Origin of the sequence: Amycolatopsis sp. VC5-11 (genome assembly GCF_037034185.1) — a bacterium.
Classification (GTDB): Bacteria; Actinomycetota; Actinomycetes; order Mycobacteriales; family Pseudonocardiaceae; genus Amycolatopsis; species Amycolatopsis nivea.
The window spans coordinates 41340-63631 of record NZ_JBAGKF010000019.1; the positions used below are offsets into that span (position 1 = coordinate 41340).

Sequence of the window (22292 nt, forward strand, 5' to 3'; positions counted from 1 at the left end):
ACCCGGCGGCATTGCGCGGTGACGGAACGGGGCGGGATGAACGCGATTGCGCGCGGCGGCGGGATGCTTGCGGCGGTTCTGGTGGTCGTCGGCGGCACGGCCGGGCTCGGGGTGGCGCTCGGGCTCGGCGGGACGGCGGTGCTGGCCGGGCTGACCGCGTTGTTCTGCTTCATCGCCGCCACCGGCGGGCCGTTGCGGCCGGATCTGTGGCTGCTCGCGGCGTTCGCGCCCGCGGTGGTGATCGGCGGGGCCGGGCCGCGGTTGCTGGGCGAGGTGTCGCCGGTCGCGTCGATCGCGCTGCTCGTGCTGGTGGTGTTCGCGGCGGCGGTGGTGCCCGCGCTCGGGCCGCGGTACGTGACGGTCGGGCTCGGACTCGGCATGGCTTCGGTTTTCGGCTACGGCTTCCAGTTGAGCGGGGCGGCCAGCCCGGTGCAGATCGTCTGCGCGCCGGCGCTGGCCGTCGCGGTCGTGTTCGTGCTGCGGCTGTTGATGGGCCTGAGCGACCCGGGCAAGCCGACCCGCACCGCGCTGGCCGACGCGCTCGCCGGACCGGATCGCGCGAGCGCGGAGCGGGCGGTGCGGTTGTGGGTGACCGACCGGCCGCGCGCGTGGCAGGCGCGGGTTCTCGCTGGCGGCGCCCGGTACCACGGCACCGCCGCATTGCTGCGGGACCGGCTGCGTGCGTTCGATGAAGAGCAGGCAGCGGCGGTTTCCCGTGTGCTCGACGCCGCGGACGAACAGGTCGCGGCGCTGGCGGAAGCCGTGCGGGCCAAGACCGTTTCGGAACCGCCGGAGATCGAACGGATCGACCCGGACGTCGCGTTGCCCGGCGACACCGCTGCGCTGCTTGATGAAGCGTGGGCGGGGTTGTTCGCGATCCGGGAAGCCGTGCTGAACCGCGACGAGTCCATTGTGGACTTCCCGCGGCATCTCGTCCGCGAGGCCTTGCGACGAGAGGCGACCGGGGTGTTCTCGTGGCGGTCCGCGCAATTGCGGCACGCGGTGCGGTGCGCGCTGGGGACGCTGGTCGCCGCGGTGATCGCGACGTTCCGGCCCGGCGATCCGCTCACCGTGTCGTTCCTCATGACGACGTTCGCGCTCATGCAGCCGGAATGGCGGGACACGCTGGCGAAGGCGTGGCAACGCGCGGCCGGTGCGGCGGCCGGGGCCGTGGTGCTGGCGATCGCGTTGTGGTTGATGCCGCCGGGCGCGTTGCTGCCGCTGGGGATTGTCGCGCTGCTCGTCGGTTTTCCGTTCATGCAGGTGCAGCCCATGGTGTTCAACGGGTGCATGGTGCTCATGAGCGTCGGGATGAACGCGACGACACGGCATCTGGACGCGGTGTCGGTGCTCGTGGAGTACCTGCTGCTGGTCGTGCTGGCGGTGGTGATCGGCCTGTTGTTCGGCTTCGCCGCGGTGCCCGGGGTGCCGAAACCTTCGGTGGCGCAACGGTTTTCCGACGCTGTCTCCGAAACTGGCGAGCTGCTCGCGTCGGTGGCGGAGCGGTTGCGCGGCGGAGGCGGCCGGCGTGAGGTCGGGCTGCGGTTCCGCGCGGCGGCTCGGACGCATCAGGACCTGCTGAGCCCCGAACCCGGTAGCCGGGAGCCTTCTTCGGAGCAGCGAGAAGCCTTGGAAGAGGCCGGACAGGGGTTGCGCGGTCTCGCGGCTTCGGCGGGCGCGCTGCTGCAGCGGGACGGGCAGTCGCCGACGATGGCGTCCTTCGCGGAGGCGGCGGCGGGCGCGCTGGCCGGAAGCGGGGAACTGCCGCCGCGACCGTCGGAGGCGGACGAGGAGGAACGGCTGCTGGCCGACCTCGTACGGGCTGACCTGCTGCGCGTGCACCGCGGCGCGGAGGTCCTCGCGAGCTGAAGGTCCGTGCGGACACCGGATGCTTCCCCTGCGTCCCTTCACCTTCCGCGTTCGCGGTGTCACCATCCGGACATGAGGAAACTCCCGCTCGCCCGCGTCGCGACGGTGGCAGCCTGCGTCGCGTTGCTGTTCCCGGTGTCCGCGGCGTACGCCGATCCGCCGCACAACCTGCCGCAGAACGCCAACGGATACGAGCAATCCTTCTCGCCCGCCTACGACTACGACGGCGACGGTTGCTACGCCACCCCCGCGATCGGCCCGGACGGCACTCTCGCGCCCGGCCTCAAGACGACTGGCGCGGTCAACGGCAACTGCCACGACCAGTCCGACCTGGACAACTCCCAGACCTACTCGCGCGCCACCTGCAACCACGGCTGGTGCGCGGTCGTGTACGCGAGCTATTTCGAGAAGGACCAGGCCGTCGACGGCAGCGGCCTCGGCGGGCACCGGCACGACTGGGAGCACGTGATCTCGTGGATCGACCAGTCGTCGAACCAGGTCGAGTACGTGACGACCACACAGCATTCCTCGCAGGTGACGTACCCGCGGTCGAAGGTGAGTTTCGACGGTGCCCACCCGAAGGCGGTGTACCACAAGGACGGCCCCGGCACGCATTTCTTCCGCCTCGCCGACGCCCACGACGAGCCGCCGGAGAACCACTACCACGATTGGCGCTATCCGCCGCTGGTCGGCTGGGACGGGTGGCCGTCGAGCGCGCTGCGCGACCGCCTCATGGCCGCGGACTTCGGCGCCGCGACGATCAAGATCAGCGACGGCCGGTACCAGGACCTGCTGGAGAAGTCGAAGCCGGCCGGCATCCCGTTCGACCCGCGCGGCTAGCTTTCCGGGTGCTCCACGCGACACAACTCACCCGGGCACCCGCGCGAAAACCGGGTAATAGTAATCGGCATGCACTCGGACTCCGCGCTCCCGCTCGACGGAATCACCGTCGTCTCCATCGAACAGGCAGTCGCCGCCCCGCTGGCCACCCGCACCCTGGCCGATCTGGGCGCGCGGGTCATCAAGGTGGAACGCGCCGACGGCGGCGACTTCGCCCGCGAGTACGACCATGTCGTGCACGGAACCGGCGCCCACTTCGTCTGGCTCAACCGAGGCAAAGAATCCCTGGCCGTAGACCTGAAAACCGCGGAAGGCCGCGACGCGGTCCACCGCCTGATCGCCCGGGCCGACGTCTTCGTCCAGAACCTGGCTCCGGGCGCGGCCGCGCGGCTCGGGTTCGGGGCCGAAGAACTCCGCGCCGGCCATCCGGAACTGGTGGCCGTCGACCTCTCCGGCTACGGCGCCGGCGGGCCGCGGGAACAACGCAAGGCCTACGACATGCTGGTCCAGGCCGAAGCGGGCCTGATCGGCATCACCGGCACCCCGGACACCCCGGTCAAGACCGGCATCCCGACCTCCGACATCGCCTCCGGAATGTACTGCGCGCAAGCGGTGCTGGCCGCCCTGCTGCGCCGCTGGCGGACCGGGCAGGGCGCGACGGTCGAGGTGTCGATGCTGGAGGCGACTGTCGAGTGGATGGGCTACGCGATGTACAGCCAGATGTACTCCGGACGCCAGCCCGCGCGCATGGGCTTGAGCCACGCGTCGATCGCCCCCTACGACGCGTACCCGACGAAAGACGGTCAGATGCTGATCGGGGTCCAGAACGACAGCGGCTGGCGGACGTTGGTCACCGCAGTCCTCGAAGCCCCGCAGCTGGCCGACGACCCGCGATTCACCACGAATGTGCAGCGCGTCGAACACCGCGCGGAATGCGACGCGGCGGTCGCGGCCGAGACCGCCCGATGGTCCACAGTGGAATTGGACGAGCGGCTCGCGAACGCCGGAATCCCTGCGGCGCAAGTGAAACAGGTGGCCGACGTCGTGGCCGATCCGCAGCTTCGCGCCCGCGACCGCTGGCGCAAGATCGGCACCGAACACGCGACCGTCGACGCGCTGCTGCCGCCGGTGACGTTCGCGGACGTCGAGGCGCGGATGGGCGACGTACCCGCGTTCGGGGCGCATACCCGTGCGCTGCTTGAAGAAGCCGGGGTCGACGCGGAGGACCTGCTGCGCCGGGGGATCGCCGCCGAGCCGCGTTGACAGTTGTATGGTGCATCTCTAGCATGCGGGGACATGCCGGGAGAAGACCGCGACGGCGATGCCCTGGACGCTATCCACCGCGCGATGATCCTGTTTTCCCGCGGGTCGCGGGTGCGCTCGAACGAACTGTACGAGGGGCTCGGGTTCGTGCAGTACACGATGCTGTCCTCGATCGACCTCGCGGACTGCGCGCACGCGGCGGATCTCGCCCAGGAGTACGGGCTCGACCCCTCGACGGTGAGCAGGCAGCTGGCGGAACTGGAGACCGCCGGGCTGCTGGTGCGCAGCCCGGACCCGCGGCATTCGCGCAGGCAGCGGCTGGAGCTGACCGAAGCCGGGCATCGCGCGCTGGCGATTACCCGTGCGGCGCAACGGAACCGGCTCGAAGAGCGGCTGCGCGACTGGCCGAGCCGCGACGTGGCCGAGTTCGGGCGGTTGCTGAGCAGGTTCGTCGAGTCCTGACCGGTCCACTGTGGACGGACCCGGCTCAGCCGCGGCGGATCGGGCCCAGTTTCGCGGAAAGGGCCTCGGCGAGGTCGGCCGGACGGGGCGGCCCGGCGGCGCGGTCGGCGGCCCAGGCGAGCGCGAGCCTGCTCGGTTCCCAGCCGTCCTCGTCGATCCGGACCAGCTTGAACTCCGGCGGCGAGAACATCCGGCCGATAAACGACGCCGGCGCGTAGGACACGAGCGCGACCAGCCGCCGGTTGAACACCTGCGCGGCCATTTCGAGTTCGCCGCCGCGCCCGCTGACCGCGCGCACGATGTTCCGGACGCCGCGTTTGGCGAGTCTCCTGGTCAGCGCGGCGAGGATGACCGGGTTCGGCCGGGCGAAGTCGATGACCACCTCGCGGTCGCGCAGTTCCTCGATGTGCACGAGGTCGCGGCAGGCGAGCGGATCGTCCGCGCGGACCGCGATCGCGCCCTGGTACTCGGCGACGGTGCGGGCGCGCAGCCGCTGATCCTCGACCGACAGGTGGATCAGCCCGAGCTCCAGATGCCCGGACACGAGTTTCGCGGTGACCTCGGCGGCGGAACCGGCGACCTCGAACGTCGCCGGAGCGGCCAGCCCGCCGACCGCGGTTTCCAGGTCCTCGAGCAGATCCGACGGCGCGTACGCGGTGGCCCCAACCCGGATCGGCGTGCCGTCCTCGAGAACTCCGGCCGCGATGTCCTTCAGGTCGTCGACCTGGCGCAGGATCGCCCGCGCCGGGCCGAGCAGCGCCTGGCCGAGCGCGGTGAGCCGGACCTCGTGGTAGTGCCGCTCGAACAGCGGCCCGCCGAGCTCGCGTTCGAGCAGCTTGATCTGCTTGCTGAGCGGCGGAGGGGTGATCCGCAGCCGGTCCGCCGCGCGCTTGAAGTGCAGTTCGTCGGCGACCGCGACGAAGTACTTCAGCCGGGTGAAATCGATCTCCATCGTCCAATGTCCAGCGAGGCGAGCGGGTTGCGGCGATCATACGGCGGGGAGCGAAGTTCGGCGGGGCGCCGGGCGGGTTTCCGGGGTGGCTGGGCCGGGTTAGCGGGTTGCTGGGCGGCTAGGCGGGGCGGCTTCGTTCGGGCCGCTGGATTCTGGGGTGCCTGGCCACTCGGCGAGGGGCTGGGGCGGGTTCGCCGAGCGGCCGGGCGGATTGTGGCGTGGCGGGGTGCTTTCGCTTGGCTCCGTCGGGCCTGGGGCGGCGGACTGCCAGGCGGGCACTCGGCCCCGCCGCATCCTCGGGCGGCAGCATCGGCGAGGCGTCGGATGCGGCTTCGCGGGAAGCAAACGTTCGCCTCGAAGCTCGCCCCGCCGGAAATCACCCGGCGCGAGCAGCCCGCCCGCCCTGCTCCTCAGGCGCCTCCAACACCCCGCGAGCGACCAACCCAGCCGTCTCCGCGACCCCCAACCCCAGCAGTTCCGCCGCGATCTCGAACGTCTGCTCGCCCAGCAACGGCGCCTGCCCCGTCGGCGGATCGGCGACATGCGCGGCATGGATCTGCACGTTCTCCAGCACGTACGGCTCCTCCGCGCACGGATGCAACTCCTCCCGAAACACCCGCCGCTCCCGGTACTGCTCCCACTCCGGCAAATCACCCGCCCGCAGCATCGCCCCGGCCGGAACGCCCGCGGCCTGCAGCAGATCCATCGCCTCGAACGGGGAATGCCGCTCCGTCCACTCGGTCACCGCGGCGTCGATCCGGGTCCGGGAAGCGGCGCGGCCGGAGCGGGTGGCCAGACCGGGGTCGGCAGCCAGGTCAGGGCGGTCCAGCACCGAGCACAACGCACCCCAATCCGCGTCGTTCCGTACCGTGACGGCGAGCCAGTCGTCGTCGCCGGCGGTCGGGAACACGCCCCACGGCGCGTCGTGGGCCGGTTCGGTCAGGTGGTGGCCCCGGCGGGCCAGGTCTTCGGCGGCGATCCGGTCCGCGAAGTGGCTCAGCATCACCTCGGACTGCGCGACGCTCACCGACCCGCCCTCGCCGTCGCGTTCGCGCCGGACGAGCAGGGCCAGCGCGGCCAGCGCGCCTATCCGGGCGCATACGTGGTCCGGATAGACCGTGACGGCGTCGCTGAACGTGCCCGGTTCGCCCGGATAGATCCACTCGCTCGTGAGTCCGGTCGCGGCGCGCACGAGCGGGCCGTAGCCGAGCCGGGCGGCCCACGGGCCGGTCGGGCCGAAGGCGGAGCTGTCCACGACGACGATGCCCGGGTTCACCTCGGACAGCGCGGCCCGGTCGAGCCCGAGCGAGGTGATGACGCCGGGTTTGAAGTTGGTCAGCACGACGTCCGACTGCGCGACCAGTCGCCGCACCAGCGCTTGGCCTTCCGGATCGCGCAGGTTGACGCCGATGGCGCGTTTGTTGCGGTGCCCGGCGGCGAAACCGTGCGACATCAGGCCGGGCAGCGCGGCGCGGGAACCGTCCGGGAAAGCCGAGTTCTCGATCTTGATGACGTCCGCGCCGAGGTCGCCGAAGAGCCGTCCGGTGTCGCCGCCGACCACGATCACGCCGAGGTCCAGGACCCGGATTCCCTCCAGCGGACGTCCTTCGCCGCGCCGGGAGCGTCCCGCGAGGATCGGCGCGGCGGTGACGCGTGCGCCGGTGTCGGGGCCGGCGACGGCGCGGTGGCCGTCGATCTCGGTGATTCCGGCCGGGACCGGCGCGACGAGTCCGGGGGACAGTTCGGTGTCGCGGAAGAACCCGCGTGCGGCGAGCTGGTCGGTGTGCAGGGCTTCGGCGAGCGTGAGCACGGCAGCGGTCGGCACGCCGTGGCGCTGGCCCTCGCACTCCAGCGAGGCGCGGGTCTGATCGGCGAAGAAGCGGCCGATCGCGGGCAGCAGGTCCGGCGACGCGTAGCGTTCGCGCACCTGGTCGTACTTCGGATCGGCGAATTCGGCCGGGCTGCCCATCCACGCGAACATCCCGCGCCACTGCCGCCGCGACAGCAGGCAGATCCGGATGTACCCGTCCTGGCACGGGAAAATCGGGTACCGGTGGCGTTCTTCGGTGCGTCCGCGCGGGAGGTCGCTCAACGGCACCCCTGCGGCCGCGCTGCCGACCATGCCGAACGCCGGGTCCAGCGCCTGCATCGCCCCTTCGAGGACGGCGAAGTCGATGCGGTCGCCGCGTCCGGTGCGCAGCCGGTCCAGGTACAGGCTCACCGCCTGGAACGCGGCTTGCGCGGCGGCGACGTGGTACGGCAGTTCGCCGGGCGGCAGCAGCGGCGCGCGGCCGGGGATGCCGGACCGGGAGAGTTCGCCGGTCAGCGCGTGGAACACCGGCGTGGTGGCCTGCCAGTGCCGCCGGGTCGTGGCGCGGCCGAAGTCGCTGATCGACAGGACGACCAGCGCGGGATGCCGGGTGCGCAGGCCGGGGACGTCGAGCAGTTCTTCGGCGCGCGAACCGGGCGGAGTGGTCTCGATCAGCAGGTCGGCGTCGGCCAGCAGCTGTTCCCAGCCGTGCGAGCCGGGTTCGGCGGTGGCGTGGGCGAAGCCGTGCCGGTCGATCGCGGTGCCGATCGCGACGCCGTCGACGACCGGTCCGGTGGTGCGTTCGTCGGTGACGCCGGGCAGGACGACCCGGGTGACGCGCGCGCCGAGATCGGCCAGCAGCCGTGCCGTCGCGGTCATCGGGCCGGACGACAGATCGAGCACGCGGACCCCGGACAGCGGCGGGTCGTAGGTGTCGGGCAAGGGAACCAGCCTCCTCGGGGCTCAGCTGCGGCGGACGGCGCGGAAGGGCAGGTCGCGGTCGATCTCGGGTTCCTTGGGAAGCCCGAGGACGCGTTCGGCGATGATCGTGCGCTGGATCTGGTCGGTGCCGCCGCCGATGGACGTGAAGAACGCGTTGAGCGCCAGGAAGTTCACGTCGTCGGCGACCGGGTTCTCGTCCCCGGCCAGCAGGGTTTCCGGACCGGCGATGGCGGTGCGCAGCCGCCCTTCGGCGTGCAGGATGCCGGACATCGCGAGCTTTCCCAGCGACATCACCGAACTTGACGTGCCCTGTTCGGCCGCGGCTTTCGCCCGGGCGTTGTTCAGCGCGTTGAGTTCGCGCAACGCGAGCACGGTGGCCAGGTTGTCGCGGATGACCGGGTCGGCGAGGCGGCCGCGTTCCCGCGCCAGTTCGACGAGGTCGTCGGCGACCGAACCGTGCCGCGAGGCACGCGCGCCGTCGCCCATGATCGAGCGTTCGTACGCGAGCGCGGTCTGCAGCACGCGCCAGCCCTTGCCCTCTTCGCCGACCAGGTAGTCCGCCGGGATTTCGACGTCGGTCAGGAAGACCTCGTTGAAGTGCGCTTCGCCGGTGATCTGCACCAGCGGCCGGATGTCGACGCCGGGCTGGTGCATCGGCACGACGAAGTAGCTCAGGCCCTTGTGCTTCGGGACGTCCCAGTCGGTCCGCGCGATCAGCAGCGCGTAGTCCGCGGTTTTCGCGCCGGACGTCCAGACTTTCTGGCCGTTGACGATCCAGCGGTCGCCGTCGCGGACCGCGGTGGTGCGCACGCCGGCGAGGTCCGAGCCCGCGCCGGGTTCGCTGTAGAACAGGCAGGTCCGAGAGCGTTCGGTGAGGACGTCGTGCAGCAGGTCGTTCTTGAGTTTTTCGGTGCCGAACGCGAGGACGGTGTTGGCCGGGATGCTGTATTTGTCCTGGCGGGCGCCGGGTGCGTCGACGGCGTCGAACTCCGCCGCGATCACGTCGGCTAGCTCGGCCGGGTAGGCGCGGCCGGACCATTCGACCGGCCAGGTCGGCACGGCGTATCCGGCGGCGACGACCTTTTCCAGCCACGCGACGCGTTCCGGGGTGGTGCTCCAGCGATCCTCGGCCGGGGCGAGCCCGGTCCATTCGGCGGCGAGCCACGCGCGGACTTCTTCGCGGAGTTGATCGACGGTGATCATGGTCAGGCCCCCTTCGAGACGAGGTAGCGCTCCCGGTGCAGCCGCGAGCCGCCGAACAGCTGTGCGCCGGAGCGGGCGCGGCGCAGGTACAGGTGCGCCGGGTGTTCCCAGGTGAAGCCGACCCCGCCGTGCATCTGGATCGCCGACAGAGCAACGGTTTCGTACGCTTCCGCGCAGGCGAACCCGGCGAGCGCGATCGCGCCGGGACTGCCGTCGGCCGCGGCGTGCCGGGCGGCCGACGTCGCGGATTCGACGTCCAGGAGCCGGTCCGCCGCGAGGTGCTTCATCGCCTGGAAACTGCCGATCGCGCGGCCGAACTGGACGCGGGTTTTGAGGTAGTCGACGGTCGTTTCGAAAATCTGCCGGGCACCGCCTGCTTGTTCTCCGGCGAGTGCGATCACGCTGACGTCCAAGGCTTTTTGCACGGCTTCCCAGCCTGCAGTACCAATTCGTCGCGCTGGTGTATCAGCGAAGGTGAACTGGGACAGCCGCACGGTCGGGTCGAATACCGACTCCGCGGTGCGAGTGAAACCCGACGCGTCGGGTGCGACCTCGAAGATGCCGATGTCGTCGCCGGTGCGAGCCACCACGAGAATGACGTCGGCAACCTGGCCGAAGGTCACATAGGGCGTGGTCCCGGTGAGAGTTCCGTTTGCTTGCACCGCAACGCTTTCGGGCGTCCAGGTGGCGCTGACGGCGACGGTCCCAATCGAGGATCCGTCGGCCAGTGCGGGTAGCAGACGGCGTTTGTCCTCTTCGGACCCGGCGGCGTCGATGAGCGTCGAGGTCAGCACCGCGCTGGACAGGAACGGCGACGGCAGCAGCGCCGCCCCGATTTCCTCCGACACCGCTTCGAGTTCTTCCGCGCCCAGGCCGACTCCGCCGTATTCCGTCGCGATCAGCAGGCCGGGCAATCCCAGTTCGGCCAGTTGTTTCCACAGTTGCGGGTCGTAACCGGAGTCGCTCGCCATCACGCGGCGTACGTCGGACTCCGTGCAGCGGTCCGCGAGCAGGTCGCGCACCGCCTCCCGCAGCTGTTCGGTTTCCGCGGCGCTGATCGCCATCGCCGGACCGCCTTTCCCGTCGTCGGGTCTCGATTCCCATGCTGGGCGCGGAAATCCGCGATGTACATCACGGATTCCGACACCGGCAGGTTTCCGGGAGCGACATCGGCGCACGTGTCGCGGGCGCACATCTGCCGGTGTCCCGACCGGTCGTTTACGCCGCGTCAGCGGGATGCGAACGTGGAGGTGCGACCACCGGTCGGGAACGGAGTGCGATGATGACGAGCAGGCGGGAGACCCCGGCGCGCCGGAGGGCGGCAATCGCCGGTCTCGGGCTCACTGAGCTGGGGAAAGTCTACGGTCCGAGCGCGCGGCAGTTCGCCGCGCAGGCCGTCCGGCGGGCAGCCGCGGACGCCGGGATCGGGCTGTCCGACATCGACGGGCTGCTGGTGTCCGCCGGCACGACGCCCGGCGTGGACCTCAGCCTGCAAGTCGACTTGGGACTGCGCGACCTGCGCCTGTTCACCCAGATGCAGGCGTTCGGCTCGACGGCGGGCGCGATGGTGCAGTACGCCGCGATGGCCGTCGAAGCGGGCATGGCCGACACCGTGGCCTGCGTCTTCGCCGACGCGCCGCTCAAGGAGGGAAAAGCGACCGGCGCGGCCTACGGCGGACGGCGCACGACCCCGACCGGCTGGGGAAGCCTGCTGGGCTCCAGCGGTTTCGCCGGGCCGAACTCGTTCTACGCCCTCGCCGCGCGACGGCACATGAAGACTTACGGCACCACGAGCGAACAACTCGGCGCGATCGCGGTCGCGCAGCGCGCGTGGGCGGCGAAGAACCCGCTGGCACAGCTGCGGGATCCGATCACCCTGGCGGATCATCAAGCGTCGCGGTTCATCGCGGAACCGTTCCACCTGCTGGACTGCTGCCTGGTGTCGAACGGCGGTGCGGCGGTGATCGTGACGTCCGCCGAGCGGGCGAAAGAACTCGCCCAGCCCGCGGTGCAGGTGCTGGGCTGGGGACAAGCGCACCCGGGCAATTCCTTCCGCCGCAACGACAACCTCGGTCTCGTGAGCGGTGCGGCGCAGTCCGGCCCGGCGGCGATGGAGATGGCCGGAGTGACCATCGAGGACATCGACGTCGCCGAGATCTACGACTGCTACACCTTCACCGCGCTGCTCACGCTGGAGGACTACGGGTTCTGCGGCAAGGGCGAAGGCGGCGAGTTCGTCGCGACGCCGGGCATGCTCGGCCCGGACGGCAAGCTCGCGGTCAACACTGGCGGCGGCCAGCTGTCGTCCTACTACCTGTGGGGCATGACGCCGCTGTCCGAGGCGATCATCCAGGCCCGCGGCCAGGGCGGCGAACGCCAGGTGCCGAAGCACGACACCGTGCTGGTTTCGGGCAACGGCGGCATTCTGGACCACCACAGCACGCTCGTGCTCGGAACGGAGGCATGACAGTGCGGATCAACCCAGTCGCCCGCGACGAGGAGTCCGCGGCGTTCTTCGACGGCACTGCGGTCGGCGAGTTCCGGCTGCTGCGGCGGCGCGGCACCGGCGAGTACCTGGACCCGCGCACGGTTCCGGACCCCGACGACGATCTGGAGTGGACGGCCGCCGCCGGAACCGGCACGGTGGTGTCGTGGTCGGTGGTGCACAAGCGGGCGCGCGACGGCGGCGAGCCGGAGCGCGTGGTCGTCGGCATCGTGGAGCTGGCCGAGGGACCGTGGTGGTGGTGCCGGCTCGACGCCGACCCGGACGCGGACCTCTGGCAGCTGCCGGTGCGGGCAGTGTTCGTGCCCTCCGGTCCCGAATCTGACCACGAGAAGGTGCCGGTCTTCGCACCGGCGGAGGAGGACGGTCATGCCCGCTGACGCCCCGGCCGCGCTTGTCGAACAGCGCGGACACGTCCTGGTCGTCACGCTCAACCGGCCGCACGCGATGAACGCGGTCAACGCCGAGCTGAGCGAACTCGTCGGCACCGCGCTGGACCGGGCCGAACAGGACCCGGAAACGCGCGTCGTCGTGCTGACCGGCGCCGGGGAGCGCGCGTTCTGCGCCGGCGCCGACCTGAAAGCCGTGTCGCGGGGCGAATCGCTCGCCGCGCCCGGGCACGAGGAGTGGGGCTTCGCCGGCTACGTGCGGCACCCGATTTCGAAGCCGACGATCGCCGCGGTGAACGGATTCGCCCTCGGCGGCGGCACCGAACTCGCGCTGGCCAGCGACCTGGTGGTGGCGGCCGAATCGGCGAAATTCGGGCTGCCCGAGGTGAAACGCGGCCTGTTCGCCGCGGCGGGCGGGGTGTTCCGGCTGCCGCGGCAGATCCCGCAGAAGATCGCGATGGAGATGATGTTCACCGGCGAACCCCTGGACGCCGCCCGCGCGGCGGCGCTGGGGCTGGTGAACCACGTCGTCCCGGACGCCGGCGTGCTGACCGAGGCGCTGGCGCTGGCGGAGAAGATCGCCGCGAACGCGCCGCTCGCGGTGCAGGCCAGCAAACGCGTCGCACTGGGCATTGTGGACGGTGCGATCGCGGCCGACGACAGCGACTGGGACAACACTCGGGAGAACGCCGTCGGGGTCATGACGAGCGAGGACGTCCGCGAGGGAACCCTGGCGTTCGTCGAGAAGCGCGCGCCGGTCTGGCAGGCGAAGTAAGCGTTCTGTAGTCGGGAAAACGCGCTCTGTGCGCATCGACCGGCACCCGCCGGGGCCGAGATCGTGGCAGACTCGGCAGATGCGCGGGTGGGGGGCGACGCCGTGGACGCGGGCGCCGAAAACGGGGTGGCGGCAACCAGCGGTCGTCGTGGCGGCGATCGCGGCGGCGGTGCTCGTCGCGTTGCCCGCTGCGGCAGTGGCGTTGTTCCTGTCGTCGGCCGGGAACGCGACGCTGCACGACCAGATGAGCCGGGCGTGCCAGTGGGCGGTCGGCGCGGAGTGGTCCGGCGGGCTGCCGATGTCCCAGCCGTACCCGGGCGCGACCGGACCGACCGGGAAGGCGCTCGACGACGCCCGGCTCGCCGTCGCCCGGGACGCGGCTCGCGAGGTGCCGCGGCTGTCCGGCGTGCGGTCGACGCTGACCAGCAGCGCGAAGGTCAACCCGGTCCGGCCGGGCTCGCCGAACCCCGAGCAGTCCGCGATGTGGCTGGTCGCCCAGGACGATTTCGCCGCGCACCTGCAGGTGCTGGAGGGCGGCAAGGGCCAGGGGATCTGGGTGCCGAGCCAGTTCGCGCGGGCGCGCGGGCTGCACGCGGGCGACCAGGTGGCGATCCAGGGCGGCTGGAGCCCGCGGACCGGGGTGCCCCCGGGAGCGCCGGTGGCGACGATGCCGGTCGCCGCGGTGTACCGCGACCTGCGCGAGCTGCCTGACCAGCCGTTCTGGTGTCATCTGCAGCCGCTGTACCGGCCGAATCCGCTGAGCGAGGCTCCGGTCTTCCCGGTGGGGTTCGTGTCGCGGGACGCGCTGTTCGGGCTGACCCCGGCCGATTCGGGCGTCGGCAGCATGCTCGAGGCCTCGGTCGACCAGAACGGGCTGACCACCGCGAACGCACCGGACACGATCGCCGGGCTGGAACGGGTGCGCGAGCGCACCGAAAATACTCCCGAACTGTTCGCGCAGCGCGGCCGGATGCAGTTCACGTCGTCGCTGGGCGGCATCGCGGACCGCGCGGACCAGGTCGAATCCTCGCTCGCCGCGACGGTCGTGCCGATCGGCGTCGCCGGGTCGCTCACCGGGCTGGTGATTTCGGCGACGGTCGGGTCGTTCTGGGTCGAACGCCGCCGGGCCGAGCTCGCGGTGCTGTCCGCGCGTGGGGCGGGGCCGGGTGCGCTGGCCGGGAAAGCGTTGCTGGAGCTGAGTTCCATCGCGCTGCTCGGCACGGTCGGCGGCTGGTTCGCCGCGCGCGGGCTGGTGAGCGCGCTGGGGCCGAGCCCGCTGGTGACGTCGTCCGCGCTCGGCTTTTCGATCGGCGGCGCGGCGGTCGCGTTCCTGGCGACGCTCGCCGGGATCGCCGGGTCGGTCGTCTTGCGCACGCGGGCGATGTTCGACGCGCGCACGTCGCGGATCCGGCATCTGCCGTGGGAAATCCTCCCGCTGGTCGCCGCCGTGGTCTGCTACTTCGCGCTCGGCGACGGCACGCAGACCGGGCTCGGCCAGGCGGGCTCGGTCGCGCGGATCCCGCCGCGGCTGATCGTCGTGCCGTTGCTGCTGGTGCTGGGCCTGGCGATGCTGGTGACCCGGGTCGTGCGGCTGACCCTGCCGCGCGTGCGTGCGGTGCGGCGGGAACGCGCGGTGGCGTTCCTGGCCTGGCGGCGGCTGGCTTCGGCCCCCGCAGCGGCAGCCGTGCTGGTCGGGGCAACCGCGGTACCGGTGGCGCTGTCGATTTTCGCCACCACCGTCACCAGTTCCGTCCAGCGCACGCTCGCCGACGAGGGTCAGCTCGTGGTCGGCTCGGACGTCGTGGTGCATCTGACCGGCCCCGCCGCGATCCCGCCCGGCCTCGCCGGGCAAGCCGCGCTGGTCGACCGCTACGACTCGGCGTACCTGGGCAGCAAGACGGTGAACGTGCTCGGCGTCGACCCGGCGACGTTCGGCTCAGCCGCGTTCTGGGACGACCACCTCAGCGGGCCGACCCTGCCGGAGCTGCTGGACGAACTGTCCGGCGACAATGCGGTCGGCATCATCGCCGGGGTCCCGGACGCACCCGCGCAGGCGACGCTGAGCATCGGCGGCAAAGACCTGCCGTTGCGCGTCATCACGGTGGCGCAGCTGCCCGGGAAGAGCGCCGGGTTCCCGGAACTGCTGCTGCGCAAGGACATTCTCGCCAAGTTCGCCGGAGAGAGCGTGCACCGCGAGCTGTGGGCGCGCGGCGATCCAGCGCAAGTGCTGCCGGAACTGGGCAAAGCCGGGGTTCCGGCCGGGACAGTGAGCCGCGCGACCGACGTCACCGCGCACGGCGTGTACGGCGGAGTCACTTACACCTTCGCGTTCTTGACCGCAGTGTCCGCTTTGGTCGGTGTGGTAGTCCTAATTGGACTGTTGTTGTATCTCAACGCCCGGGCTCGCGCGCGGCGCGGAGCGTATGTCCTCTTGCGACGGATGGGCATCACCTCGGGCGCGCATTGGCGAGCGCTCGCGTACGAGGTCGGCGGGTTGCTGGCGGCCGGATTCGCTTTGGGCGTCGGGTTCGCGGCCGTCGCGGTCTCGGTGACTTACGAGGGTTACGACCTCGATCCGGCGACGCCGCCCGGCACAGTGATCCCGGTGCCGTGGGGACCGGGTGGGCAATTGCTGCTCGCGGCGGTGGTCGTCGCGCTTGTCGTTACTTATGCGGCCCAACGCGCGGCTGCGCGGGCGTTGCCTTCGGAGGTGTTGCGTGACACTGCCTGATGCTGTCCGGGGTACCGGATTGACGCACAGCTATCGCACCGCCGGTCGCTCGCTGACCGCTCTGCACGAGGTGTCGATCGCCGCCGCACACGGCCGGATCACCGCGCTGGTCGGCCCCTCTGGCTCCGGCAAATCGACCTTGCTGCGTCTCTTGGCGTGCCTGGAACGACCGAACGAGGGCCGGGTCGAGGTCGGCGGCACCGACGTCACCGCGTTGTCCGCGCGAGCGCGCCGGGCGGTGCGGCGACGGCGGATCGGTTACGTCTTCCAGAATCCCGTCGACAATCTGCTGGATTACCTGACAGTGCAAGAACATCTGGAGCTGGCCGCGAAAATGCGCGGCACGGGACTTTCCCTGGCCTTGCTGGAGCGGCTGGGTCTGGACCACCGCCGCAGCCACCGTCCGCGTCAGCTTTCCGGCGGTGAGCAGCAACGGACCGCGCTGGCCTTCGCTGCGGTTGGCGACCCGGATGCGGTGCTGGCGGACGAGCCGACCGCTCAGTTGGACCGTTCGTCGGCCGGGTTGGTGGCGGAGGCTTTCCGTGCGCTGGCGGAGTCGGGCCAGACTGTTGTGGTTGCGACCCATGATCCGGTGCTGGCCGAGGCGGCGGATGACGTGGTGGAGCTGGTGGACGGGAGAGTCCGGTGAATGCGCTGCTCAGCGTGTCCGACGTAAGCCGTTCGCACGGCGGGATGCCGGTGCTGCGGCACACGAGCCTGGAGCTGGCGGCGGGCGAACTGGTCGCGCTGACCGGCCCGTCGGGCTCGGGGAAAAGCACGCTGCTGATGATCGCGGGCGGCTGGGACAAGCCGGACAGCGGGACCGTCACCGCGCATCCGCCGATGCCGGACGTGCCGGTTTCGGAACAGCCCTGGCACGCGCTGGCTTTCGTGCCGCAGTCGATCGCGCTGTTCGAGGAGTTGACGGTCTCCGACAACCTCGCGTTCGCCGCACGGACCGCGGTGGAGCCGCCGGATCAGTCGAAACTGCTGGAAACCCTGGACCTCGCGAAGCTGGCGGATCGGCTGCCGAGCGAGGTTTCGCGCGGGGAACAGCAACGGGGCGCCGTGGCGCGGGCTTTGGCGGCGGGTCCGCTGGTGCTGCTGGCGGACGAGCCGACGTCGCATCAGGACCGTGCGCACGCCGAGATGGTGCTGACGGCTTTGCGCCGGGCAGCGGATCGCGGGACGGCGGTTGTGGTGGCGTCCCACGATCCGCTGCTGGCCGGGCACGCGGACCGGGTGGTGACGGTCGGCGAGTGAGTCAGTCCACTTTGGACGGATGCCGCGCGAGCGCGGTCACCTGGATGTCCATGTACGGGAACAGCGGCAGGTTCGACAGGATCTGGTGCAGCTCGTCGTGGTCGGCGACGTCCAGCACCGAGTAGTTCGCGTACTCGCCGGCGATCCGCCAGATGTGCGGCCATTTCCCGCTGCGCTGCAGCTGCTGGCTGTACTCCTTCTCGCGCGCGATGAGGGCGTCGCGGACCGCCGGGTCCAGGTCCGGGGGAATGCGGACGTCCATCCGCACGTGGTAGAGCATGGTTCTCCGATCGAATCAGGCCGGGTCGAGGACGAAGTTGTATTCGATCGTCTCGCCGTTGTCCGCGGGCTTCGGGTCGAGCAGCAGCTCCGGCTTCACCGCGGAGGCGATGTCGTCGTCGTTGTGCTCGTCGCCCGGGAAGTACAGCTGCGCGGTGAGCAGTTCGTGGCCCGGCGCGGACACCTTGACGTGCAGGTGCGCCGGACGCCACGCGTGCCAGCCCGCCGCCGCGATCAGTTTGCCGCAGGCGCCGTCGGTCGGGATCTGGTACGGCGCGGGCCGCACGGTGTGGATTTCGAAGCGGCCCTCGTCGTCGGTGGTGAAGGTGCCGCGCAGGTTCCACTCCGGGATGTCCGGCGCGAACTGCGAGTACAGCCCGTCCGCGTCCGCGTGCCACAGTTCGACCTTCGCGCCGCCCAGCGCCGCGCCGGTGGTCGAGGTGACCTGTCCGGTCCAGGTGAGCGGCGTGCCCGGCTCGTTTTCCCGCGAGGGAACCGAACCGCGCGCGCCCTGCTCGGGGGCGTCCGGCACGTAGTAGGGGCCTTCGATGGTGCCCTTGTTGCCCTTGCGGTGCTCGGTGGCGACGTCCTCGACGACGTGCTCGACCCAGACGTCCAGGAACAGCGGCCATTCGCCGTCCTCGCCGACGCTGATCAGCCACGACTTGAGCGCGTTGTACTCCTCGTAGGTCACCTTGTGCTTGCGGATGGTCGCGTGCACGGCCTCCAGCACCTCGCGGGCGAGCAGGCTGACCCGTTCCTTCGGGGTGCCCGCGACGCCGGCGAGCTTGTCGCTCTTGAACCGTTCGGTGGCGTTGGCTCCGGACGCGGCGGCGGTGGGGGAATGCGTGGCAGTCATGAATCCTCCTTGATCCATCGGGGTTTTCCGGCTCAGCGGTCTTGCCGGTAGTGCCGGAGCTTGCCGGGGTCGAGTGCGGCGCCGAGGCCGGCGCCGGGGCGGATGACCAGTTCGCCGTCCGCGATGCACAGCGGTTCGGCGAGCAGGTCGTCGGTCATGTCGAGGAAGTTGGACAGTTCGCCGGGACGGCGCGACGTCAGCTCGTACGCCGATCCGAACGCGACAGTGCACAGTGAACCGATCTGGCCGTCGATCTGGTTGCCCATCACGACTTCCAGCCCGAGGCCTTCCGCGAGGTGGTGCGTGCGCTGCGAACGCGTGAAGCCGGTGCGGGCGGTCTTGATGCTGATCGCGGTGGCCGACCCGCCGAGGATCTCGCGGGTCACGTCGGCCGGGGTCACCGCGGATTCGTCGGCGATGAACGGAACGTCCAATTGCGACACGAGCCAGCGGCGGCCGAGCACGTCGTCGGCGGGGCACAGTTCCTCGGCGTACAGCAGGTCGAGGTCGGCCATTTCCCGCATCGCGCGGGCGGATTCCGCGGCCGTCCAGCCCCGGTTGCCGTCCACGTACAGGTCGACCTCGGCGCCGAAGCGCTCCCGCAACGCGCGGACCACCGCGGTGTCGAGGGAAACCGGACGGCGGCCGACCTTCACCTTGAACGTGGTGATGCCGTAGCTGTCGCGAATCCGTTCCGCCTCGGCGACCATCGCGGCAGGCTCGTCGAAGCCGAGCATGTGCGACACCTTCATGCGGTCGGTGTAGCCGCCGAGCAGTTCGGTGACCGAGACGTCGAGGCTTTGCCCGAGCGCGTCCCAGATCGCCATGTCCACAGCGGACTTCGCGGCCGGGTTCCCGACCGTGCGCCCGAGCCGCGCGTGCACGGTCTCGCGTTCGAGCAGGCTCAGGCCCACCACTTGCGGGGCGAACACGGTCTCGATGACGGCCACGATCCCGGCTTGCGTCTCGCCGTAGGTGAACGGCCGGGGCGGTGCCTCGGCAACGCCGACCACGCCGTCGTCGGTGTGCACGCGGACCAGCACGTGCTCGGCCGTGTGCACCTCGCCGGAAGCGAAACGCAGCGGTTTGCGGTAGGGGATGGCGAACGGGATCGCCTCCACCCGGGTGATCTTCATCGTGTCCTCCCTGACACGGGCACTTCGACGGGGAACAGCTCGCCGAGCGCGTCGAGCACGGCCGGGACCAGTGCCGAGGCCCGGTCGCGGTGCCAGGCGAGCGCGAGCTGGACGGTGGCCGCCCCGGCGAGGTCGCGGAACACGACCCCGGCCAGCGGCAGCGCCCGCGCGGACGCGGGGACGACGCCGACGCCGAGACCGCCGGCGACGAGCGCGAGCAGCACCGCGGTGCCGGCCGCTTCGTGCTCGCGTTGCGGGGTGAATCCGGCGTCGCGGCAGCTGCGCAGGACCGCTTCGTTGACGACGGAGTAGCTGGCCGGATAGGTGACGAAAGCTTCGGCGCGCAGATCGCTCATCGCCACGACCGGTTCCACCGCGAGCCGGTGGTCGGCCGGGACGGCGAGCACGAGCGGCTCGGTCTCGACGATGCGCAGGTCGAGGTCTCCGCCGGTGACCGGCGGACGCAGCACGCCGATGTCGAGGGTGCCGTCGCGCAGCTGTTCGCACTGCTCGCCGGTGAGCAGGTCGGCGTGCACCTCGAGCTCGACCTCGGGAAGCCGGTGCTGCAGCGCGCGGGCGACCTGCGGCAGGTGCGAGAGCGCCGCGGTGCCGGTGAAGCCGATCCGGGCGAGTCCGCGGCGGCCGTCGGCGATGCGCCGGGCTCCGCGCGCGCCCGCCTCGACGGCGTCCAGGATCCGCTGGGCCTCGGCCAGGAAGAACCGGCCCGCCGGGGTGACCTGCACCTGCCGCGTCGTGCGGCTGAGCAGGGCGACGCCGAGCTCGTCCTCCAGCTGCCGGATCGCGTGCGAAAGCGCGGGCTGGGCGAGGTGCAGGCGTTCGGCGGCACGGCCGAAGTGGCAGGTCTCGGCGACGGCGGCGAAGTACCGCAAGTGGCGCAGTTCCATCGGGCTGCCTCCTCACCGGCTCCTCGCGTGGTCCCGCTCACCGTAAGTTCCGGCATTGAGTGAAGACAAGGAGCGATTTACGCGCGATTGATAAACGACATCGAATAATCACACCCTAGGTCAGGACTGGGTCTTGCCCTGGTGTGGCGGCGGCCACGGGCTGGCACAGTGCGGGAAACGCCCTGCTGGGGAGCCGATCAGTGCAGATCAGAGGCCCGTTGGAGGAGTCATGACCGAGACGCTGGACCACGCCGCTTCCGTAGTCGCGGACGCGGTGGTGGAGGACCCGGAGGCGGGCGTCTACCGCGCGAACCGCCGGATCTTCACCGACGAGGAGATCTTCGAACTCGAGATGAAGCACATCTTCGAGGGCAACTGGATCTACCTCGCGCACGAGAGCCAGCTGCCGAACCCCGGCGACTACTTCACCACCACGATCGGCCGCCAGCCCGTCGTCGTCACCCGCGACAAGGCAGGCGAGCTGCACTGCCTGATCAACGCCTGCGCGCACCGCGGCGCGATGATCTGCCGGCGCAAACGCGACAACCGGCCGACGCTGACCTGCCCGTTCCACGGCTGGACCTTCCGCAACGACGGCAAGCTGCTCAAGGTCAAGGACCCGGACGGCGCGGGCTACCCGGAGTCCTTCGACACCGGCGGCTCGCACGACCTGACGAAGGTCGCCCGCTTCGAGTCCTACCGCGGGTTCCTGTTCGGCAGCCTCAACCCGGACGTGCTGCCGCTGACCGAGCATCTCGGCGACGCCACGAAGGTGATCGACATGCTCGTGGACCAGTCGCCGGAGGGGCTTGAAGTACTGCGCGGGGCCTCCACGTATACCTACGACGGCAACTGGAAGGTCCAGGCGGAGAACGGCGCGGACGGCTACCACGTCACCGCGACGCACTGGAATTACGCGGCCACCACGGCTCGGCGCAACACCGGCGAATCGGCGAACGACACCAAGACCCTCGACGCCGGGTCGTGGGGCAAGTCCGGCGGCGGGTACTGGTCGTTCCCGCACGGGCACCTGTGCCTGTGGACCTGGGCGGGCAACCCGCAGGACCGGCCGCTGTGGCCGCGGATGGCGGAGCTGAAGGAGCGCTACGGCGACGCCAAGGGCGAGTTCATGGTGCGCGGGTCCCGGAACCTGTGCGTGTACCCCAACGTGTACCTGATGGACCAGTTCTCGACGCAGATCCGGCATTTCCGGCCGATCGCGCCGGACAAGACCGAGGTCACCATTTACTGCATCGCGCCGAAGGGCGAGAGCGCCGAATCGCGGGCGTGGCGGATCCGGCAGTACGAGGACTTCTTCAACGCCTCGGGCATGGCGACGCCGGACGACCTGGAGGAATTCCGGTCCTGTCAGCTCACCTTCCGCGCGACGGCCGCGCCCTGGAACGACATGAGCCGCGGCGCGCAGCACTGGCTCACCGGACCGGACGAGGTCGCGTCGTCGCTCGGGCTGGACGGGGTCGTGTCGGCCGGGCAGAAGAACGAGGACGAGGGCCTTTATCCGGTGCAGCACGGGTATTGGCAGGAAACCATGCGCGCGGCGATCGCCCGCGAGCAGGCCGTTCGAGGAGAAGCCCGATGACCGCCGCCGCCGAGAAGACCATCACCCAGCACGACGTCGAACAGTTCCTCTACCGCGAGGCGCGGTACCTGGACGACCGCGAGTTCGAGAAGTGGCTGGACTGCTACGCCGACGACGTCGTGTACTGGATGCCTTCCTGGGGCGACGACGATCTGCTCACCGAGGACCCGCAGCGCGACATTTCGCTGATCTACTACCCGAACAAGGGCGGGCTCGAGGACCGGGTGTTCCGGATCCGCACCGAACGCTCGAGCGCGACGTCCCTTCCGGAACCGCGGACGAGCCACAACATCACCAACGTCGAACTGATCGAGCGGCACGGCGATCTGGTGGACGTGCGGTTCAACTGGCACACGATGTATTTCCGGTACAACACGGTCGACCCCTATTACGGGACTTCGTTCTACACCGTCGATTTCTCCGGGCCGTCTCCGTTGATCCGGCGGAAGACCGTGGTGCTCAAGAACGATTACATCCACCACGTCGTCGACGTGTACCACTTCTGAGCGGA

The 22292-nt window shown here is 70.6% G+C and carries 20 protein-coding genes; 12 read left to right on the forward strand and 8 right to left on the reverse strand.

Annotation, left to right across the window (positions count from 1 at the left end; genetic code table 11):
• The first annotated feature begins 36 nt into the window (after positions 1 to 36).
• From WA670_RS37215 to WA670_RS37230, 4 genes are all read left to right on the forward strand, one after another.
• On the forward strand, positions 37 to 1869 hold the full coding sequence (locus WA670_RS37215; protein ID WP_336160966.1) for an FUSC family protein: 1833 nt from the start codon (positions 37 to 39) through the stop codon (positions 1867 to 1869).
• 72 nt (positions 1870 to 1941) lie between these two features.
• On the forward strand, positions 1942 to 2709 hold the full coding sequence (locus tag WA670_RS37220; RefSeq protein ID WP_336160968.1) for an NPP1 family protein: 768 nt from the start codon (positions 1942 to 1944) through the stop codon (positions 2707 to 2709).
• A 69-nt stretch (positions 2710 to 2778) separates the two neighbouring features.
• Positions 2779 to 3972, forward strand: a complete 1194-nt coding sequence (locus WA670_RS37225) for a CaiB/BaiF CoA transferase family protein (RefSeq protein ID WP_134728615.1) — start codon at positions 2779 to 2781, stop codon at positions 3970 to 3972.
• 33 nt (positions 3973 to 4005) lie between these two features.
• Complete coding sequence (locus WA670_RS37230; protein ID WP_037812335.1) at positions 4006 to 4434, forward strand: MarR family winged helix-turn-helix transcriptional regulator; 429 nt, start codon at positions 4006 to 4008, stop codon at positions 4432 to 4434.
• A gap of 25 nt (positions 4435 to 4459) precedes the next feature.
• Here the strand turns inward: WA670_RS37230 and WA670_RS37235 are convergent, their stop codons facing one another.
• From WA670_RS37235 to WA670_RS37250, 4 genes are all read right to left on the reverse strand, one after another.
• A complete protein-coding gene (locus WA670_RS37235; protein ID WP_037812333.1) occupies positions 4460 to 5386 on the reverse strand; it encodes a LysR family transcriptional regulator in 927 nt (308 codons plus the stop codon).
• Between the two features lie 376 nt (positions 5387 to 5762).
• Positions 5763 to 8138 (reverse strand): CaiB/BaiF CoA-transferase family protein, encoded by a 2376-nt coding sequence (locus WA670_RS37240; RefSeq protein WP_336160971.1) that lies wholly within the window; start codon positions 8136 to 8138, stop codon positions 5763 to 5765.
• Between the two features lie 21 nt (positions 8139 to 8159).
• Entirely contained in the window at positions 8160 to 9341 is a 1182-nt protein-coding gene (locus WA670_RS37245) for an acyl-CoA dehydrogenase family protein (RefSeq protein ID WP_134728617.1), read from the reverse strand.
• Between the two features lie 2 nt (positions 9342 to 9343).
• Positions 9344 to 10405 carry an acyl-CoA dehydrogenase family protein gene (locus WA670_RS37250; RefSeq protein ID WP_134728618.1) on the reverse strand — a complete coding sequence of 354 codons (1062 nt, stop codon included), beginning with the start codon at positions 10403 to 10405 and terminating at the stop codon, positions 9344 to 9346.
• A 218-nt stretch (positions 10406 to 10623) separates the two neighbouring features.
• Between WA670_RS37250 and WA670_RS37255 the strand changes: the two genes are divergently transcribed.
• The 6 genes from WA670_RS37255 (at position 10624) to WA670_RS37280 (ending at position 17002) form a co-directional block, all read left to right on the forward strand.
• Complete coding sequence (locus tag WA670_RS37255) at positions 10624 to 11808, forward strand: thiolase family protein (RefSeq protein ID WP_043835779.1); 1185 nt, start codon at positions 10624 to 10626, stop codon at positions 11806 to 11808.
• On the forward strand, positions 11805 to 12224 hold the full coding sequence (locus tag WA670_RS37260; RefSeq protein ID WP_063697733.1) for a Zn-ribbon domain-containing OB-fold protein: 420 nt from the start codon (positions 11805 to 11807) through the stop codon (positions 12222 to 12224). Before WA670_RS37255 ends, WA670_RS37260 begins: the two co-directional genes overlap by 4 nt.
• On the forward strand, positions 12214 to 13008 hold the full coding sequence (locus WA670_RS37265; RefSeq protein WP_238605485.1) for a crotonase/enoyl-CoA hydratase family protein: 795 nt from the start codon (positions 12214 to 12216) through the stop codon (positions 13006 to 13008). Before WA670_RS37260 ends, WA670_RS37265 begins: the two co-directional genes overlap by 11 nt.
• Before the next feature lie 79 nt (positions 13009 to 13087).
• Entirely contained in the window at positions 13088 to 15739 is a 2652-nt protein-coding gene (locus tag WA670_RS37270; protein WP_336160977.1) for an ABC transporter permease, read from the forward strand.
• Entirely contained in the window at positions 15726 to 16388 is a 663-nt protein-coding gene (locus WA670_RS37275; RefSeq protein ID WP_336160978.1) for an ABC transporter ATP-binding protein, read from the forward strand. The genes WA670_RS37270 and WA670_RS37275 overlap by 14 nt, the downstream gene beginning before the upstream one ends.
• 14 nt (positions 16389 to 16402) lie before the next feature.
• Entirely contained in the window at positions 16403 to 17002 is a 600-nt protein-coding gene (locus tag WA670_RS37280) for an ABC transporter ATP-binding protein (protein WP_336160979.1), read from the forward strand.
• A 1-nt stretch (position 17003) separates the two neighbouring features.
• Here WA670_RS37280 and catC read toward each other — a convergent pair whose 3' ends face one another.
• Genes catC through WA670_RS37300 form a run of 4 tightly spaced genes read right to left on the reverse strand, consistent with a single transcriptional unit; the run spans position 17004 to position 20181 of the window.
• Complete coding sequence (catC, locus tag WA670_RS37285; protein ID WP_037812322.1) at positions 17004 to 17282, reverse strand: muconolactone Delta-isomerase; 279 nt, start codon at positions 17280 to 17282, stop codon at positions 17004 to 17006.
• Positions 17283 to 17297: 15 nt separating this feature from the next.
• Complete coding sequence (gene catA, locus WA670_RS37290; RefSeq protein WP_037812320.1) at positions 17298 to 18140, reverse strand: catechol 1,2-dioxygenase; 843 nt, start codon at positions 18138 to 18140, stop codon at positions 17298 to 17300.
• Between the two features lie 32 nt (positions 18141 to 18172).
• Complete coding sequence (locus WA670_RS37295; protein WP_037812318.1) at positions 18173 to 19276, reverse strand: mandelate racemase/muconate lactonizing enzyme family protein; 1104 nt, start codon at positions 19274 to 19276, stop codon at positions 18173 to 18175.
• Positions 19273 to 20181 carry a LysR substrate-binding domain-containing protein gene (locus WA670_RS37300; RefSeq protein WP_037812316.1) on the reverse strand — a complete coding sequence of 303 codons (909 nt, stop codon included), beginning with the start codon at positions 20179 to 20181 and terminating at the stop codon, positions 19273 to 19275. The genes WA670_RS37295 and WA670_RS37300 overlap by 4 nt, the downstream gene beginning before the upstream one ends.
• Before the next feature lie 229 nt (positions 20182 to 20410).
• Between WA670_RS37300 and benA the strand changes: the two genes are divergently transcribed.
• Positions 20411 to 21781 (forward strand): benzoate 1,2-dioxygenase large subunit, encoded by a 1371-nt coding sequence (gene benA, locus WA670_RS37305; protein ID WP_037812314.1) that lies wholly within the window; start codon positions 20411 to 20413, stop codon positions 21779 to 21781.
• Complete coding sequence (gene benB / locus WA670_RS37310) at positions 21778 to 22287, forward strand: benzoate 1,2-dioxygenase small subunit (RefSeq protein WP_037812312.1); 510 nt, start codon at positions 21778 to 21780, stop codon at positions 22285 to 22287. The genes benA and benB overlap by 4 nt, the downstream gene beginning before the upstream one ends.
• Positions 22288 to 22292: the final 5 nt, after the last annotated feature.